General features: G+C 32.3%; 18 protein-coding genes. All 18 read right to left on the bottom strand.

What is annotated here, in order from left to right:
- Position 1 precedes the first annotated feature (1 nt).
- Positions 2-973: a biotin--[acetyl-CoA-carboxylase] ligase gene (locus Q4528_RS04950; RefSeq protein ID WP_017637975.1), complete on the bottom strand. Its 972-nt coding sequence runs from the start codon at positions 971-973 to the stop codon at positions 2-4.
- The gene (locus Q4528_RS04945) at positions 960-2,162 is read right to left on the bottom strand and encodes a CCA tRNA nucleotidyltransferase (protein ID WP_017637974.1); all 1,203 of its coding nucleotides are present in this window, start codon (positions 2,160-2,162) and stop codon (positions 960-962) included. The genes Q4528_RS04950 and Q4528_RS04945 overlap by 14 nt, the downstream gene beginning before the upstream one ends.
- Entirely contained in the window at positions 2,155-3,294 is a 1,140-nt protein-coding gene (bshA, locus tag Q4528_RS04940) for an N-acetyl-alpha-D-glucosaminyl L-malate synthase BshA (RefSeq protein ID WP_046466695.1), read from the bottom strand. The genes Q4528_RS04945 and bshA overlap by 8 nt, the downstream gene beginning before the upstream one ends.
- A gap of 38 nt (positions 3,295-3,332) precedes the next feature.
- Positions 3,333-3,650 (bottom strand): nucleotide pyrophosphohydrolase, encoded by a 318-nt coding sequence (locus tag Q4528_RS04935; protein ID WP_017637972.1) that lies wholly within the window; start codon positions 3,648-3,650, stop codon positions 3,333-3,335.
- Between the two features lie 217 nt (positions 3,651-3,867).
- Positions 3,868-4,563 carry a zinc metallopeptidase gene (locus tag Q4528_RS04930; protein ID WP_017637971.1) on the bottom strand — a complete coding sequence of 232 codons (696 nt, stop codon included), beginning with the start codon at positions 4,561-4,563 and terminating at the stop codon, positions 3,868-3,870.
- Positions 4,564-4,607: 44 nt separating this feature from the next.
- A complete protein-coding gene (locus tag Q4528_RS04925) occupies positions 4,608-5,204 on the bottom strand; it encodes a DUF1405 domain-containing protein (protein WP_017637970.1) in 597 nt (198 codons plus the stop codon).
- Positions 5,194-5,769: a YpiB family protein gene (locus Q4528_RS04920; protein WP_072291813.1), complete on the bottom strand. Its 576-nt coding sequence runs from the start codon at positions 5,767-5,769 to the stop codon at positions 5,194-5,196. Before Q4528_RS04920 ends, Q4528_RS04925 begins: the two co-directional genes overlap by 11 nt.
- Positions 5,770-5,784: 15 nt before the next feature.
- Positions 5,785-7,029, bottom strand: a complete 1,245-nt coding sequence (locus tag Q4528_RS04915) for a tetratricopeptide repeat protein (protein ID WP_029055332.1) — start codon at positions 7,027-7,029, stop codon at positions 5,785-5,787.
- 2 nt (positions 7,030-7,031) lie between these two features.
- The gene (gene aroA, locus Q4528_RS04910; RefSeq protein WP_303520731.1) at positions 7,032-8,333 is read right to left on the bottom strand and encodes a 3-phosphoshikimate 1-carboxyvinyltransferase; all 1,302 of its coding nucleotides are present in this window, start codon (positions 8,331-8,333) and stop codon (positions 7,032-7,034) included.
- A gap of 11 nt (positions 8,334-8,344) precedes the next feature.
- Positions 8,345-9,409 carry a 3-dehydroquinate synthase gene (aroB, locus tag Q4528_RS04905; RefSeq protein WP_046466698.1) on the bottom strand — a complete coding sequence of 355 codons (1,065 nt, stop codon included), beginning with the start codon at positions 9,407-9,409 and terminating at the stop codon, positions 8,345-8,347.
- Positions 9,410-9,433: 24 nt separating this feature from the next.
- Entirely contained in the window at positions 9,434-10,600 is a 1,167-nt protein-coding gene (gene aroC / locus Q4528_RS04900; RefSeq protein WP_017637966.1) for a chorismate synthase, read from the bottom strand.
- 421 nt (positions 10,601-11,021) lie between these two features.
- Positions 11,022-11,471 carry a nucleoside-diphosphate kinase gene (gene ndk, locus Q4528_RS04895; RefSeq protein ID WP_017637965.1) on the bottom strand — a complete coding sequence of 150 codons (450 nt, stop codon included), beginning with the start codon at positions 11,469-11,471 and terminating at the stop codon, positions 11,022-11,024.
- Between the two features lie 133 nt (positions 11,472-11,604).
- On the bottom strand, positions 11,605-12,564 hold the full coding sequence (locus Q4528_RS04890) for a polyprenyl synthetase family protein (RefSeq protein ID WP_037536644.1): 960 nt from the start codon (positions 12,562-12,564) through the stop codon (positions 11,605-11,607).
- Positions 12,565-12,584: 20 nt separating this feature from the next.
- Positions 12,585-13,292, bottom strand: coding sequence for a demethylmenaquinone methyltransferase (locus Q4528_RS04885; protein ID WP_046466699.1), 708 nt, complete (start codon positions 13,290-13,292; stop codon positions 12,585-12,587).
- Positions 13,293-13,294: 2 nt separating this feature from the next.
- Positions 13,295-13,867 (bottom strand): heptaprenyl pyrophosphate synthase subunit A, encoded by a 573-nt coding sequence (locus tag Q4528_RS04880; RefSeq protein WP_046466700.1) that lies wholly within the window; start codon positions 13,865-13,867, stop codon positions 13,295-13,297.
- A gap of 253 nt (positions 13,868-14,120) precedes the next feature.
- Entirely contained in the window at positions 14,121-14,393 is a 273-nt protein-coding gene (hbs, locus tag Q4528_RS04875; protein WP_001043863.1) for a non-specific DNA-binding protein Hbs, read from the bottom strand.
- A 171-nt stretch (positions 14,394-14,564) separates the two neighbouring features.
- Entirely contained in the window at positions 14,565-15,563 is a 999-nt protein-coding gene (locus Q4528_RS04870) for an NAD(P)H-dependent glycerol-3-phosphate dehydrogenase (protein ID WP_017637961.1), read from the bottom strand.
- A gap of 19 nt (positions 15,564-15,582) precedes the next feature.
- Entirely contained in the window at positions 15,583-16,893 is a 1,311-nt protein-coding gene (gene der, locus Q4528_RS04865) for a ribosome biogenesis GTPase Der (protein WP_029055325.1), read from the bottom strand.
- Between the last annotated feature and the right edge of the window lie 11 nt (positions 16,894-16,904).

Here is a 16,904-nt window from a genome sequence, read left to right as displayed (position 1 = left end):
GTTATAATTCTATATCTGCACTAATTAACCTTCTAAGTTGTCCTTGATTGTCCTTAACCATTAAGAAACCATCATGATCAATATCAATGGCTTCACCGATAAATTGTTCATTATTTTCTGTGAAACGTAATGGTCTTTGCCACATGTTTGTAGCTGCAATATATTCCTCACGAATCTCTTCAAATGGTACTTTTAAGAATTGATTATATCGCTTTTCAATTTCTTTAATTAATATATCTAAAAATTCATAACGATTAAAATCGTATTCTGAATGTATACGCATACTTGTTGCTCTATGCCTTATCTCTTCATCAAAATCAGTTTCTTGATGATTCATATTAATACCGATACCACAAATAATTGCTTCAATCGCATCGTAATTGGCAACCATTTCTGTTAGGAAACCACACACTTTTTTGCCATCTATGTATATATCATTAGGCCATTTAATCGTAACATCATCAGTTGAAAATTGTTGAATCGCATCTTTAATTCCTAATGCCATAAATAAATTGAATTTCGGAATCATTGCGTACGGTACATCAGGACGAAGTACTAGTGACATCCAAAGACCTTTGCCTTTACTAGAAGCCCAATTTCGATTAAAGCGACCTCGCCCTTTTGTTTGTTCATCACTCAATATTAAAAAGGTATCATGATTACCTACTAGTGCTTGTTTCGCTTTTAATTGTGTTGAATCTACTGTACTCATCACTTCTATTTGATCAAATAAATCACGTTGCTCGATAATCGGATTAACAATACCACTATACCAATGATCTGGGAGTGTTTTTAGTAAATGCCCTTTATGATTAATAGATTCAATATCACAACCGTCTAGTTTTAATTGATCAATGACTTTTTTAACAGCTGCTCTTGAAATATTAAGTTGATCTGCTATGTATTGACCTGAAATATATTCAGGTTGATGTTCATATAGCATTCTTACAACATCTTGACTATATTTTGACATGACTATCCACCCATTTCATTATTTCATTATACGTATTGCTTACTTTATTAGTTACGACGGCAATTTCAACTTTTCTTAAGACATCTTTGACCCAAGGACCACCTTGTTGATTTAAATGTTGCATCAAATCATTCCCGTTTATAGCTAGTTGTTGTCGTTGATTAATAGGTAATTGTTGATATGAATCTTTAATTGTCTGTTGATTTATAATCAGTGGACTTGCAGTTTTAATGTGATTTTTAGAAAGAGTTGGCGTATGCTCAATAATAGTTAAAATATCATTAATATCATAATCATACACCATCATTGTTAAATCTGATTTTGAATTGACTTCCGGTAATTGATTGATGATTGAAACCAGATGCTTAATATGTGATTGTTCTTTATTACTTATTTTAAGTTTTGATAATGGTTCTTCATTATTCATTTTCGCATTAAGTATAGCAATCCATACATCAAACTGCATAGGTTCATCAATTATTAAACGTTGCATGTCTAATTTTTCAAAATATGGAATATATTTAAAAGCATCTAATTGAATTAAATGATGATAGCTAGTAGCAACATTTTGACCACTGATTAATTTCTTGAGTTCAACGATAATACGTTCAATGGATAAATATTTGATATCTTCAATTTGATTTACCATAGCTTGGAACGTGTTATCTTCTATTGAAAAGTTAAGCTGAGATTGAAAACGTAAACCTCTTAATATACGAAGTGCATCTTCGGCAAATCTTTCAGAAGGATTACCCACTGTTCTTATAATGGCTTGATGAATATCACTTTCACCATTAAAATAGTCAAATGTCTTATACTCAGTGTCCATTGCAATTGCATTTATTGTAAAATCACGTCTTTGAACATCTTCGTATAAATCTCTTACGAAATGAACATCACTTGGGCGACGGTGATCAATATATTCCTCTTCAGCACGAAATGTTGTTACTTCATAATTTTCATGATTGAATACTACATTAATCGTACCATGTTCTTTTCCTACTGGGATAGTATGGCTGAAAATGGATTCAATCTCATCTGGTGTTGCGCTTGTAGTAATATCTATATCGTGAATTTCTCTATGCATGAGATAATCTCTTACAGAGCCACCTACAAAATAAGCTTGAAATCCTTGTTGTTGTATTTGAGTTAATATGGGTTTGGCTTTTTCAAATAGTTCATTACTCATGCAAGTTCTCACCTTTATTTAACATTTGACGGTAATAATGTTCATATTGATCTGTAATCAATTCTGAGCCAAATCGTTGTTCTATATCTAATAACATTTGTGATTGTAATTGTTGATAAAGCTCATTGTCTTGTAATAGTTTAAGTGCATAGTCAGCCGCTTGGTCACTGTCACCTACATCGACAATATATCCAGTTTCACCGTGTTTAATGACTTCTTTAATTCCCCCTGTATTTGAACCAATAGGAACGACACCTGTTTTCATAGCTTCTAAAAGCGTTAATCCAAAGCTTTCTTTTTCACTTAATAATAAAACTAAGTCTGATAATTGATAGAATGCACTAACGTTATCTTGCTTGCCTAAAAAGAGAACATTCTCTTCTACACCAAGATCTCGTGTTTTTTGACGCATATCAATGAGTTCTGGGCCATCACCTAGTAAAATTAATTTACTTGGGATTTGTTGATGAACTTTAGCAAATGTTTCAATGACTGTATCAATTCGTTTTACTGATCTAAAGTTAGAAACATGAATCAATACCTTTTCATGTGGTTCAATACCGTAATCAGATTTGAAGCTTTCATCATGACGAGTTGGAAACTCATTTTCTCTGACGAAGTTATATATAGGTATAATTTCTTTTTCAGTATGAATAATTTCTTTAGTTTGTTCTGCTAATGAATGACTGACACTTGTAACGATATCGCTCTCTTCAATACCGAATTTAATAGCACCTTTAAGTGAATGGTCATAGCCAAGAACTGTTATATCAGTACCATGAAGTGTCGTCATAATTTTAATATCTTTACCTGACATTTGTTTTGCTAAAATACCACAAATCGCATGTGGCACAGCATAATGCATATGTAAAATATCTAAGTCATACTCTTTTATCACTTCTGAAATTTTAGTACTTAACGTAATATCATATGGTGGATATTGGAAAACGGCATATTGGTTTACTTCAACTTGATGGAAAATGATATTAGGTAATGGTTTGCGGATTCTAAATGGTATGTTTGATGTAATAAAATGAACTTCATGACCTCGCTCAGCCATTTTAATACCTAATTCTGTGGCAATGATACCTGAGCCACCCATGGACGGGTAACACGTTATTCCTATCTTCATTTATGTCCCATCCTTTCTATTATCAATTTATAAAATAGTTACTTTCTCTCGAATCGATTATAATCACGTGTATTGAATTTTTGCATAGTTTCATCAAAACTTTCAGTCATATCGATTCCTAATGAATTGGCAATACATAGTAATACAAATAAGTTATCGCCTAACTCTGCTTTAATCGTATTATCTTCTTCAGTATCTTTCTTTTTCTTCTCACCGTAATGATGATTAATTTCTCGAGAAAGTTCTCCAACTTCTTCTGTTAGTCTAGCGAGATTAGCTAAGGGAGAAAAATAACCTGCTTTAAATTGACTAATATAATCATCTACTTCTTTTTGCATTTGAGTCATTGATTTCAATTAAATTCTCTCCTTTGAATGCATTTCTAATATAGTATATATCAAAATAAAGTGATATGCATTCTTAGTGCAATTTAAGGTTGGTAATTTATTTTTATTGCTTATTGGGATGGTGATTAATGATGATTAATATGAAAAAGCATAAAAAAAACTGGTTAATAATGTCTGTATGACAATATCAACCAGTGGATGTGTCTAAATTTAAATCATATAGTTATTAATCACTTGATCTAGCGATTAAAATAATACGTGCTAATTCAGCTAATGCAACTGCTGTTGATGCAACATAAGTCATTGCTGCAGCTGATAATACTTTTTTAGCGTGTTTGTACTCTTTCTCATTTACGATATTCAATGCTGTAATTTGTTTCATTGCACGTGAACTGGCATCAAATTCAACGGGTAATGTCACGATTGAGAATAAAACTGCTAGTGACATTAATCCAGCACCAATCCATAATGCAGTAGATCCAAAGGCACTACCTAATGCAGTTAACACAATACCTAACATAATAACAATGTAACTTAATGAACTACCTAAGTTAGCTACAGGTACTAATGCTGATCTGAATCTCAAGAATACATAACCTTGTTGGTGTTGAATTGCGTGACCAACTTCGTGGGCTGCAATGGCTGTACCAGCAACAGAAGGTCTATCGTAGTTTGCAGGAGATAAACAAACAACTTTTTTATTTGGGTCATAGTGGTCTGTTAAGAAACCATCACCTTTAACTACATCGACATCATAAATGCCGTTTGCATGTAGGATTTCTTCAGCTACTTCACGACCAGTCTTACCACTTGTGGATCTAACTTGTGAGTATTTTTCATAGTTAGATTTAACTTTATGTTGAGCCCACATTGGAATGACCATTAATATTACAAAATAAATAATCATTGATATTAAAGACAATAAACTCACTCTCCTTTAATCATATTTTACTGTCAAAATGCACTTTAATCAAATGATTTAACTTTCAATACTTGTTTAAGAAATAAATATAAAAATAGCGAAATGATACTTAGACAAATAGATAATACCCCAATTTCAATAACATGGGAAGCAATAAACTTATAATAAGGAAATTGCATTTTAACATAGTCCATATAATCGTTTAAAAACACCCAAATTAATGAAATTACAAAACCCAAAATAGTTATTTTAAAGCGAGGATAAAAGTAAAATGCTTGTAATGCCATAATGCCATGTGATATCAAAAGCATTAATCCATTAATAGTTACCTCTCCATCTATTACAAACATAATCAAGTTCATAATCACTGCCCAAACACCATATTTTATTAAAGTTACAAATGCTAGAGCTTCAATTATGGATGATGATTTATTTAATAACAATAATGCAATGGCTATAGTTAAAAATAAGGAAGCGGTTGGGCTATCTGGAACAAAAGGAACAAAATAAGATGGTGTTATATACAACTGACCACTATACCAGTCATAGCCATATATTGTACCTATCGCATTACATACAAGTAAAAATATTAAAAACGGTCGATAATATAATGAAACTTCCCAGTATTGTTTAATAGTCATTATTGTTATCTCCGATATCATGTTTAGTTTTCTTAGCTTTTAAAATATTAAGTATTTGTGTAAGTTGGTAAAATCTTTCTTGTTCTTTCATCTGTAGACTTAAATCTATATTATCTTGAAGTGTTTCAATTAAGGTTGTTTGTTTACGATCACTCATAGAGATTGAATACAAATCTTGAACATAAGATGTATAATGTGGCGAATGGATTAATTGCGCTAAAATTAAATCGTCTAATCGACTTTCACGTTGATGTTCAGAAGAAAAATGCAATTGGATATCAAAAGTCATATCGTTATTTGCAATGACTTCGAAAATTTCATTTGTGTTAACGAGTGCTTGTTGATGGTCGCTAAATTGAATTGCAGAAGCATCTGAATTTACTTCTGCAATTTGTAATGTCATATGTTGTTGTATTTTTTCCTCGACGAAATGTATACGTTGTAGTTTTTTTGGACTAGCTTTTAAATAATTTAATACCCATACTGAAATACGAGATTTAAATTCATAATGGAATAGCAAATATTCGATAAAACTTTGTTTCATTTTTGTAAGGGAGCTATTCATTTCGTACCATTCCTTTTAAGATTGTAAACGCATTGCTTCATCATGCCATGTTTCATTGCTTGGATCCATTTCAAGTAGTTGATCAAGAATAGATTTAGCTTGTTCTTTTTGCCCTATTTCTACGAGATAGAAATAGTAGTCGCTTAAGAATTCAGATTGTGTTTTTAAAGTTGGATAAGCTAATTCAAAGAAATGTTGTGCTTCTTTGTCACGTTCTTCTTGTCCGTAGGCATAGGCTAAATGCCACATAAACACAGGGTCTAAATCTTCTTCATCTACATATGTGAGCAAGTCGATAAGTGCTTCATAATCTTCTTCACTTCTATATAAATCACTTAAAATCAATAATGGCTCATGATATGCATTATCTACTTCTAGTGCTTGTTTTAATAAAGTGACACCTTCATTCGCATCGCCATGTTCAATTTCTATACTACCTGTTGAAACCATTAATTCTTTATAAAATTGACTTAAACGTAATCCTTCTTTACCAATTTCAATAGCATCCGGATAATTTTTTTCGTTTTCGTATAATGATTGTAAATAGAAATAACCTTGTAAGAAATCAGGGTCTTTCGTTAATAACGTTTTCATTATTTTAATGGCTTCTTGTGTTATGTCATTTTTTTCATAAGCAATTGCTTTTTTGAAATAATCTTCAGAATTCATCTCAGTTTCATTAATTTCATCATATAGGCGAATAGCATCACTATAATTTCCGCTTTGTAAGCTACAATCTGCTTGTCTAGAGAATAAGTTAATACCATTGACTTCATATTCACCAGTTTCAAGTACTGTTTCATATTCAGTGCTAGCACGTAAATATTGCCCATCGAAATATAGTAATTCTGCTAAAGCGAAATGTAGAATTGGATCATTAGGTTCTAATTGAATCGCGGCTTGAATTTTATCGATAGCGACTTCAAGCATATTAATTTGTTGATATAAATCTGCTTCGAGCATTAATTTTTCTGTAGATTCTTCAACTTGACTTAAATACTCTAACGCTTCGTCTGTTTGGTTCTCTGACATTAGTCCTTCAATAAAGTAAATAAGTAATTCACTTTCGTCTGGATATCTGTGATAGAGCGTTCGGAATACTTCTAAACCTTGTGGTGTTAAACCAAAGTTGTAAAGTGTTTCACCTAAAATGAATAGTGCATCATCGTTATTTGAACTCAACACTTCATTAACGCGAGTATCTAAATTTGTTAATTTTTGTAAATTGATATCGTCTATTAATTTATAGATATCTTCCATTACTATTTTCCCTCATTTTCTAAAAGCTTGAATTTTGGTAAGAAACCTGGAAATGAAACATTAACTGCATCAAATTGTTCTATGGATAAAGGTTCTGAGCTGAGTAGTGATGCAACAGCTAACATCATTCCTATACGGTGATCGGTTTGACTATCAACTGTGACACTAGTTTTAAATTCAGAAGGATGGATTATAAGACCATCATTTGTTGGTTGCAATTCAAAACCTAATTGATTTAGCATATCTGCTGTCGTATCAATTCTGTTTGTTTCTTTAACCTTTAATTCTTCTGCATCTTTAATCACACTCGTACCTGAAGCTTGTGTACAAAGTAATGCAATGACGGGTAATTCATCAATTGCTCTCGGTACAAGTTCTCCATGTATTTGAATGGGTTTTAAATTTGGTGTATAACGCACACGTATAGATGCAGTCGGTTCCGATTCTTCTGTAATGTCACTAAGTTCAATATGACCACCCATTTGTTTAACGATGTCTATGATACCTGAACGAGTTGGGTTAATGCCAACATTATGAATTGTAACATCACTGCCAGGTGTGATTAAGGCTGCAACGATGAAAAATGCAGCAGAAGAAATATCGCCTGGAACATGAAAATCACGTTGTTGTATATGTTGTACTGCTAATGGTTTGGTAGTAATCGTTTTATCATTAACTGAAATAGGAATATTAAAATGTTCAAACATAGTCTCTGTATGGTTACGGCTAACATCTATTTCTGTGATGCTAGAAGATTCTTGAGAAAAGATACTAGCAAATAAGATAGCGCTTTTTACTTGAGCACTAGCTACTTCCATAGTATATTGCATGCCTTTAATGTTTGAAGGCTTAATAATTAAGGGTGTGTAATTACCATCCACGCCACTAATTTGTGCGTTCATTTTTAGTAATGGTTTTAATACTCTATCCATTGGACGTTTACCGATTGAAACATCTCCCGATAATACACTTTCCAGACCAACACCACTTAACAATCCGGCTAATAAACGTGTTGTTGTGCCTGAATTACCTGTATACAGAACTTGATGTGGCGTTTTAAAATTTTGATAACCAGGTGAATCAACAATAATACGATCTTCTTCTTCGGTGATTGTTACACCTAAAAGTTCAAAGATGGCCATCGTTCTTTTACAATCTTCACCTAATAATGGTTTATATATAGTTGTTTGTCCTGTTGCTAATGATGCGAGCATAATTGCTCTGTGCGTGATGGATTTGTCACCAGGCACCTCAATGTTCCCTGTTAAAGGACCATTAATATCAATTGTTTGTGTAATCGACATCATTTATTCACCTACTTTATTTTTGATTGAAGTTCGTTAAATGCAGCTAAGTGTGTAGATTTGTTTACGTGTTCTACAACTGCATGACCTAATGATTTCATTAGAACCATTTGAATGCCATCTTGGTTATTCTTTTTATCTAAAAGCATATATTGATAAATATCATCGAATTCTAACTCTTTTATAATGTTAATTGGATATCCTAGCGATTCTAAATAATTAAGATAATGATCAATATCATATGTGGTTTTTAATATTTGATTAGACACGATAAATTGATAAACAATACCTATCATCACAGCATGACCATGTGGAATTTTATATTTATATTCTATAGCATGGCCAAATGTATGCCCTAAATTTAAAAACTTACGCATACCTTGCTCTTTTTCATCATTCACAACGATATTTAACTTTGTTTCGATACCTTTATAAATATACGTTTCAATATCATCTAATGACGCTAATACTTCTTTATTAGGAAAATGTTGTTCGATATTGCTAGTGTCTTCTTGACCATTCAGTAATGCGTGTTTATAGACTTCTGCATAACCACTAAGTACTTCACTATATGGTAATGTTGTTAAGAAATCTAAATCATAAATAACAGCTTTAGGTCGATAAAATGCACCGATTAAGTTTTTACCATGTTGAGAATTAATTCCAACTTTACCACCAATACTTGAATCATGGGCTAAGATAGTTGTTGGGACTTGTATAAATGACACGCCTCTTAATACACTTGCAGCTATAAATCCTGCAAAGTCACCTGTTGCGCCTCCACCAATAGCAATAATTGCTGTATTTCTCGTAATTTGAAAGCTTAAAATATGTTCGGCAATTTCATGGAAGTAATTAAAAGATTTCGTTTGTTCACCCGATGGAATGATTATTTTATGAGCGTGATTCACACTAATAAAGTGATCTATTTTATCTTTGAAATGTTGATACACTGTTTCATCAATGATAAAAAATGACTGATCATAAGATTGAGTGAAATCTTGTAGTTGATTAATAGCACCATGCTCAACAATAATTGGATAATTATTATCTTGATAAGTTGTATTTAATTTCATATTTATTCACCTGATTTATGAGGATTAGAATTCGATATTTAACTGTCGACGTTCTGCGATTTGTGCTTTTAGTTGGTCAATGTGATTAGCTTGGAATTCTTCTAATAATGCTTTAGCTAATTCAAAAGCGACTGCATGTTCGCAAACAACGCTTGCTGCTGGAACAGCACAACTATCAGAGCGTTCAATCGTTGCTTTGAAATCTTCTTTTGTGTTGATATCTACTGAGTTTAATGGTTTGTATAATGTAGGAATAGGTTTCATTACACCATTAACAATGATAGGCATTCCGTTTGACATACCACCTTCAAATCCACCTAAGTGGTTTGAAGCTCTATAGTATCCTTGAGTTTCGTTATACATAATTTCGTCTTGAATTTCGCTACCAGGCTTTTCAGCGGCTTTAAATCCTTCGCCAAAGCTAACTCCTTTAAAGGCATTAATACTTACTACACCTTGAGCTATACGACCATCTAATTTTCGATCATAATGAACATAGCTTCCGATTCCTACAGGCATATTTTCTGCCATTACTTGAACCACGCCACCAATTGAGTCGCCTTCTTTTTTAGCTGCATCAATTTTATCTCTCATTTGTTGAGCAATATCTTCATTAATAACTCGAACGTCATTTTTATCGATATTAGATTTAAATGTCTCAGCATCGTATAGACCTTCATCTTTTATGCCGCCGATTTCTACAACACGACTATATATATGAATATCTAATTGAGCTAATAATATTTTAGAAACAGCACCCACTGCTACACGAGCAGCTGTTTCTCTAGCTGAAGAACGTTCTAAGACGTTTCGTAAATCTCTGTGGTTATATTTCATTCCGCCAACAAGATCAGCATGTCCTGGTCTTGGTTTAGAAATAGTACGTTTCATATTTTTTCGTTCTTCTTCACTAATTGGTTCAATACCCATGATATTTCTCCAATGAGTAAAATCATCGTTTGTTACGACTAGTGTAATCGGGCTTCCTAGTGTATAGCCATTTCTTACACCTGAAACAATCTCGATAGCGTCTTTTTCAATTTGCATACGACGGCCTCTACCATATCCGCCTTGTCGTTTAAACATTTCTTTATTAATATCTTCAGCTTTAATTTCTAAATTAGCTGGAACACCTTCAATTATTACTGTTAGTTGTGGGCCATGTGATTCTCCTGAAGTTAAATATCTCACTAAAGCACACTCCTTTCCTTTTAGTTCTTTTATGAATTATTATATGTGTTTAATAATATCACAATCAATAAATCAATATAAGTTTATCGAGCTAACGTCATTTTTATTACAAATCAAAAATATGAGTTTAAGATTTATTTCTAAATGAAATTAATTGATTGATAACAGATGATATTATTTTGTACAAGTTTTGATTGAATTATAATTACTTGCATATTATTTTGTTAAAGAACCAAATAAAAAAATGATAAAGTACCACTTCCTAAATTGGGTTAGTGATAGTTACGCATTAGTTTTAGCTAAGGTGCTCAATAAGTTATAACTAATGCAACAACTGCCAATATATAATTGAAGCCTGAGACATTGATTTATGTCTCAGGCTCTAAGGATAAAATGAATTACTTATTTAAATTTTATTTTTTTATTCGTATAACCAAGCATCTCTAGGAGATTCATAAGTATTTACTTCTTCATCATTAAACCATAAACTAATTTCTCTTTGAGCAGATTCCACTGAATCAGAACCATGAATGATATTTCTACCAACTGTTAAACCTAAATCTCCTCTAATAGATCCAGGAGTAGCATCAGATGGGTTTGTGCTTCCGATGATATGACGAGAAACCGCTACAGCATCTTCACCTTCAACAACCATTGCAAAAACTGGTGCAGAAGTAATGAAAGAAATTAAATTGTTGTAGAAAGGTTTACCTTCATGTTCGCTATAATGCTTTTCAGCTAATTCTTGTGGTACTTGCATTAATTTGCCACCTACAAGTTTTAATCCTTTGTTCTCAATACGAGAAATTATTTCTCCGATAAGATTTCTTTGTACTGCATCTGGTTTAATCATTAAAAATGTACGTTCCACTTTGTGTTGTCCCCCTGTAATTTAAAATAACAAGCTTCTGAAGTATGTATAAATTAACTTGTCCGCTAATTATAAAGTAGCTAACTTATATACTACCAATTAATTAAAGCGCTTTCAAGCTGATTTACATGATTTACACATTTCTAGAACCCATTTTTTTAATTAACTTTTTAAATAAGTTTCGGGCTTGATTATCATCTAATTCATCAATTAGATTGAGCGCTTTATTCAAGTATTTTTCACTTATATCTTTTGAAACTTGAATATTATTTGAATTGCGTATAATATCTATACATTTTTCAAATTCTTCTTTATTACTGTCTCTATCTAAGTGAGCAATCATATCTTTGAAAGATGCATTATCTCTCATTTCAAGCAAAACTGGCAATGTGATGTGACCATTCATCAAATCGCTACCTACAGGCTTACCTAATTTCTTTTCAGTGCTAGTAAAATCGAGTATATCGTCGACAATTTGAAAACTCATTCCGATGTAATGACCAATCATTTTTAACTTTCTAATTGTTTCTTTGTCAGATTGAGACGTAATAGCACCTACTTCTGTAGCTAACTGAATTAGTAAAGCAGTTTTACGGTTAATTCTTCTTAAATAGTTAGTAATCGTTTGTTCGCTATTGAATTGATCTTGGAATTGGAATAATTCACCACGACATACGTCCACGATAGATTCAGATAAAATTTCATGAACACGTTGGTCTTTAATTTCTGATAAATGTTGTAAACCTAACGCAAGTAAGAAGTTCCCTGTGATAATCGCTGTTGTTTGGTCCCATTTCTTAGAAATTGTAAGTCTTCCACGTCGTTTATCACTTTTATCGATAACATCATCATGGACTAATGTTGCCATATGAATGAGTTCTAATGCTACAGCCACTTTATACGTATCTTCTGAAACGCCTTCTTCTTTACCGAATTGGCTACTAAGAATGACGAAAGCTGGTCTAACACGTTTTCCACCTGAAGAAAGTAAATGAAAAGCGGCTTCTTCAAGTACTTTATCATTACTATGAATTGACTGTTCTAGACGCTTTTCAACTTTTTTTATTTCATTGTTCATGTTTAACTTTGCCACGTTAATCACCTTTGGTCGTATCATTTTTGTTTATAGCCAAGGTGCATTGCAGCAACGCCACCTGTGAAGCTACGTACTTTTATGTTATTAAATCCTGCTTGTTGAAATAATCGTTTTAATTTTTCTTTACCTGGAAAATCAAAAGTAGATTGTTGTAACCATTCATATTCTTCTTTTGATTTAGCGAATAATTTACCAAAGATTGGCATCACAAATTTAAAATATAAACGATATACTTGTTTGAATACAGGTAATGTTGGTTGACTCGTTTCTAAGCATACAACCATACCGCCTGGTTTAAGTACACGATTCATTTCTTTTAATGCGCCTAAATAGTTTGGTACATTTCTTAAGCCGAATCCGATTGTGACATAATCGAATGAATTATCATCAAATGGTAAGTTCATGGCATCTCCATGGACTAAATTAATATTGTCCATATTTGATGTTTTTTCTTTTCCTACTTCTAACATGTTTTCACTGAAATCAATACCAGTTACTTCTCCTTCAGGACCTACAGCTTTACTTAAAGCGATTGTCCAATCAGCAGTACCACAACATACATCAAGGGCTTTACTCCCTTTTTTGACTGACATTTCTTTCATAACATGTTTTCTCCACACTTTGTGTTGTTCGAAACTAATAATGTTATTAAGTCTATCGTATTTTTTTGAAATATTTTGGAATACTGTATGAACTTGTTCTTTTTTTGCGTTATTTTCAGCCATCTTTAATTACCTCTTCTTTTATCTAGCGTTTGTTTGATGTCTTTCATAATTAGATTAACACGTTCTTTATTATAATTTTTTAAATATGATGGATAGTAGTCATGTACATCGTCATATAAAAAGTCATATATCTGAGTTGCATTTCCTTCATTATTAAAATGAGTTAACGTAATATATGGGAATAATGTTTCAATTTTAAAAATTGCGTCACTCGATTCTTCATCTGTTAATACATGTTGATGTAGTGAAGATTTAAGCTCGCTCACTTCAACAATAGCTTTACTCATTGCTAGTTGATATTCAGGATCATTTATTTCAGCTAGTATAGTATAGAAATGTGCACTTAATAAATCTCCAACTAAAATAGAATGCTTTGATAAACGATTGTTAGATATGTCATCTAGATGTTTCATCGAAGTGTCGATTGTGAGGCAAGCTAACTTTGCTTTTTCAGGTAGTGAGCATGTGTCTAAAAATTGACCCAACTTTTCATTGATTTGTATGGTTTCATAATCAACTATACCCTTAAGCCTTTGCTTAATATCTATATTTAATTTGCTTACAGTAGTTTCCATGTTCACACCTCACGATATTATCACTATTTATATTAACATTATATATCAAAAAATTAAATATTAGAGTCCCTTCTCTTCTTTATTAGATTACAGAATTTATACTTATGTAAAAAGTAATGCTATTTATGTATTATATGATTATGTATTTGGAGTTATGTTAAATAGTTAATTAATTTTTCTCTTTTTGATAGAGAACTAAATTTTTATTTTATACAAAAGAAAAAAGCCCTCGAAGGGCTTTTTTTAAGTAAAATTATTTTACTGCATCTTTTAATGCTTTACCAGCTTTGAATGCTGGAACTTTACTTGCAGGAATGTCGATTTCTTTACCTGTTTGAGGGTTACGGCCTTTACGAGCAGCACGCTCACGTACTTCAAAATTACCGAAACCGATTAATTGTACCTTTTCACCTTTAGCAAGTGAGTTTTGGATAGATTCAAATACAGCGTCTACTGCTGAACCAGCTTCTTTTTTAGTTAAATCAGCTTGTTCTGCAACTGCATTGATTAAATCAGTTTTATTCATTATGAATTCACCTCCTGAGGTTTGATAATGATATCATTATATCATTATGGTTAGACTTTAACACACTGATTACTGTCACTGCAACGATTTATATATTAAAAACCTTAAAATAATACGATTAGAATTAATTTTTTTGGAAAACACATCAATAAAGTGTAAAATGACACTTTATTATTCTGATTTTTTGTCTCTACCCATTAATTCTTTAATACTTTCTTTAACAGGAACATCCTCGAATAACACCTTGTATAATGCTGTAGTGATTGGCATATCAACATTAACTTCTTGTGCTAAATAATAAACAGATTTAGTTGTATAAATTCCTTCAACTACCATTTTCATTTCTTCAAGTGCTTCATCTGTTGTTTTACCTTGGCCTAATTTATAACCTAATGTAAAGTTACGAGAATGAGTTGATGTACAAGTTACAATTAAGTCACCTATGCCACCTAAACCTAAGAATGTCATAGGATCGGCACCTAATTTTTCTCCTAAGCGACTAATTTCAGCTAAACCACGTGTCATAAGAGCTGCTTTTGCATTATCACCAAATCCCATTCCAGCTACGATACCACTTGCTACTGCAATGATGTTTTTCAATGCGCCACCTAGCTCAACACCGACTAAATCATTATTTGTATATACTCTTAAATAATCATTCATAAATAAATCTTGAATTAATTGGCTTACTGCTTCATCTTTTGATGATGCTGCCACAGTTGTAGGTTGTTTGATAACAACTTCTTCAGCGTGACTTGGTCCTGATAATACACCAATACCTGCATTGTGTTCAGGAGAGATTGAATCTTCCAACATTTCAGATACACGTTTGAACGTACCATTTTCAATACCTTTTGCAACATGAATAAAAGTCTTTTTAGTAGTTAGTAATCCATCGATTTTACTAGCAACTTCTCTCATTGCTTTAGTAGGTAAAGCCATTAAATATATATCTGCAAAATCTACAACTTTGCTTAAATCTGTACTGGCTTTAATAGATGGATCTAGTTTTGCTTCTTTTAAATAATTTTTATTCATATGATGTGTATTTAATTCTTCGACGTTTTCGTCATTTTTACCCCACATTAGTACATCATGGCCATTTTGTGCTAATACATTGGCTAATGCTGTACCAAAACTTCCCATACCAAATACTGATATTTTAGTCATATTAATATTCCCCTCCGTTTTAATTTCTTTTTCTTGGAATGATATGAACAGGTGTACCTTCAAATCCAAAGGCATGTCTAATTTGATTTTCAAGATAACGTTTATAAGAAAAATGCATTAATTCAACGTCATTAACAAATACAACAAATGTTGGCGGTTCAATCGCAACTTGTGTTGTATAAAAGACATTTAGTCTTCTACCTTTATCTGTTGGAGTAGGATTCATTGAAATTGCATCAGTCACTACTTCGTTTAATGTTGAACTTTGTACACGTTTTTTATGATTTTCACTTGCCTCTTTAATATAAGGGAATAACGTTTTCAATCTTAATTGTTCTTTAGCTGAGACAAAGGCAATTTGTGCGTAGTCTAAGAATTGGAATTCTTTTCTAACGTCTTCTGTAAATTTCTTCATCGTTTTACTGTCTTTTTCTACTGTATCCCATTTATTAACAACAATGACGATTGCTTTACCTTCTTCATGCGCATATCCAGCGACACGTTTATCTTGTTCAATAATACCTTGTTCTGCATCGATAACAACTAAGACGACATTTGAACGTTCAATTGCTTTTAATGCTCTTAAGACTGAATACTTTTCTGTAGATTCGTATACTTTACCTTTTTTACGCATTCCAGCTGTATCTATTAACACGTAATCTTGACCGTCGAATGAATATTCTGTATCGACAGCATCTCTTGTAGTACCAGCAACATTAGAAACAATGACACGTTCTTCACCTAAAATGGCATTGACTAAACTAGATTTCCCTACATTTGGGCGACCAATAATTGATAAACGAATTGTATCATCATCGTATGGGTCTTCTTGTTCTTCACCAAAGTTTTCAACGACGGCATCTAATAGATCACCTAAACCTAAACCGTGCGAACCTGAAATTGGATAAGGTTCTCCAAATCCTAAAGAATAAAAATCATAGATGTCGTTACGCATTTCTAAGTTATCTACTTTGTTTACTGCGAGAACGACAGGTTTTTTACTTTTATAGAGCATTTGTGCTACCATTTCATCGCTTTGTGTTAATCCTTCTCTAACATTAACCATAAATACGATAACGTCCGCTTCGTCGATGGCTACTTCTGCTTGTGCTCTAATTTGTGTTTGGAATGGTGCATCTCCTATTTCAATACCACCTGTATCTATAATATTGAATTCATGAGTTAACCATTCACCTGATGAATAGATTCGGTCTCTGGTTACACCAGGCGTGTCTTCAACGATAGAAACACGTTCGCCGACTACTCTATTAAAAATTGTAGATTTCCCTACATTAGGCTTGCCTACAATTGCTACTATAGGTTTAGTCATTTGTTAACTTC

Origin of the sequence: Staphylococcus pasteuri, from assembly GCF_030547725.1 — a bacterium.
Classification (GTDB): domain Bacteria; phylum Bacillota; class Bacilli; order Staphylococcales; family Staphylococcaceae; genus Staphylococcus; species Staphylococcus pasteuri.
This window is presented reverse-complemented; position numbering and strand designations above follow the sequence as displayed.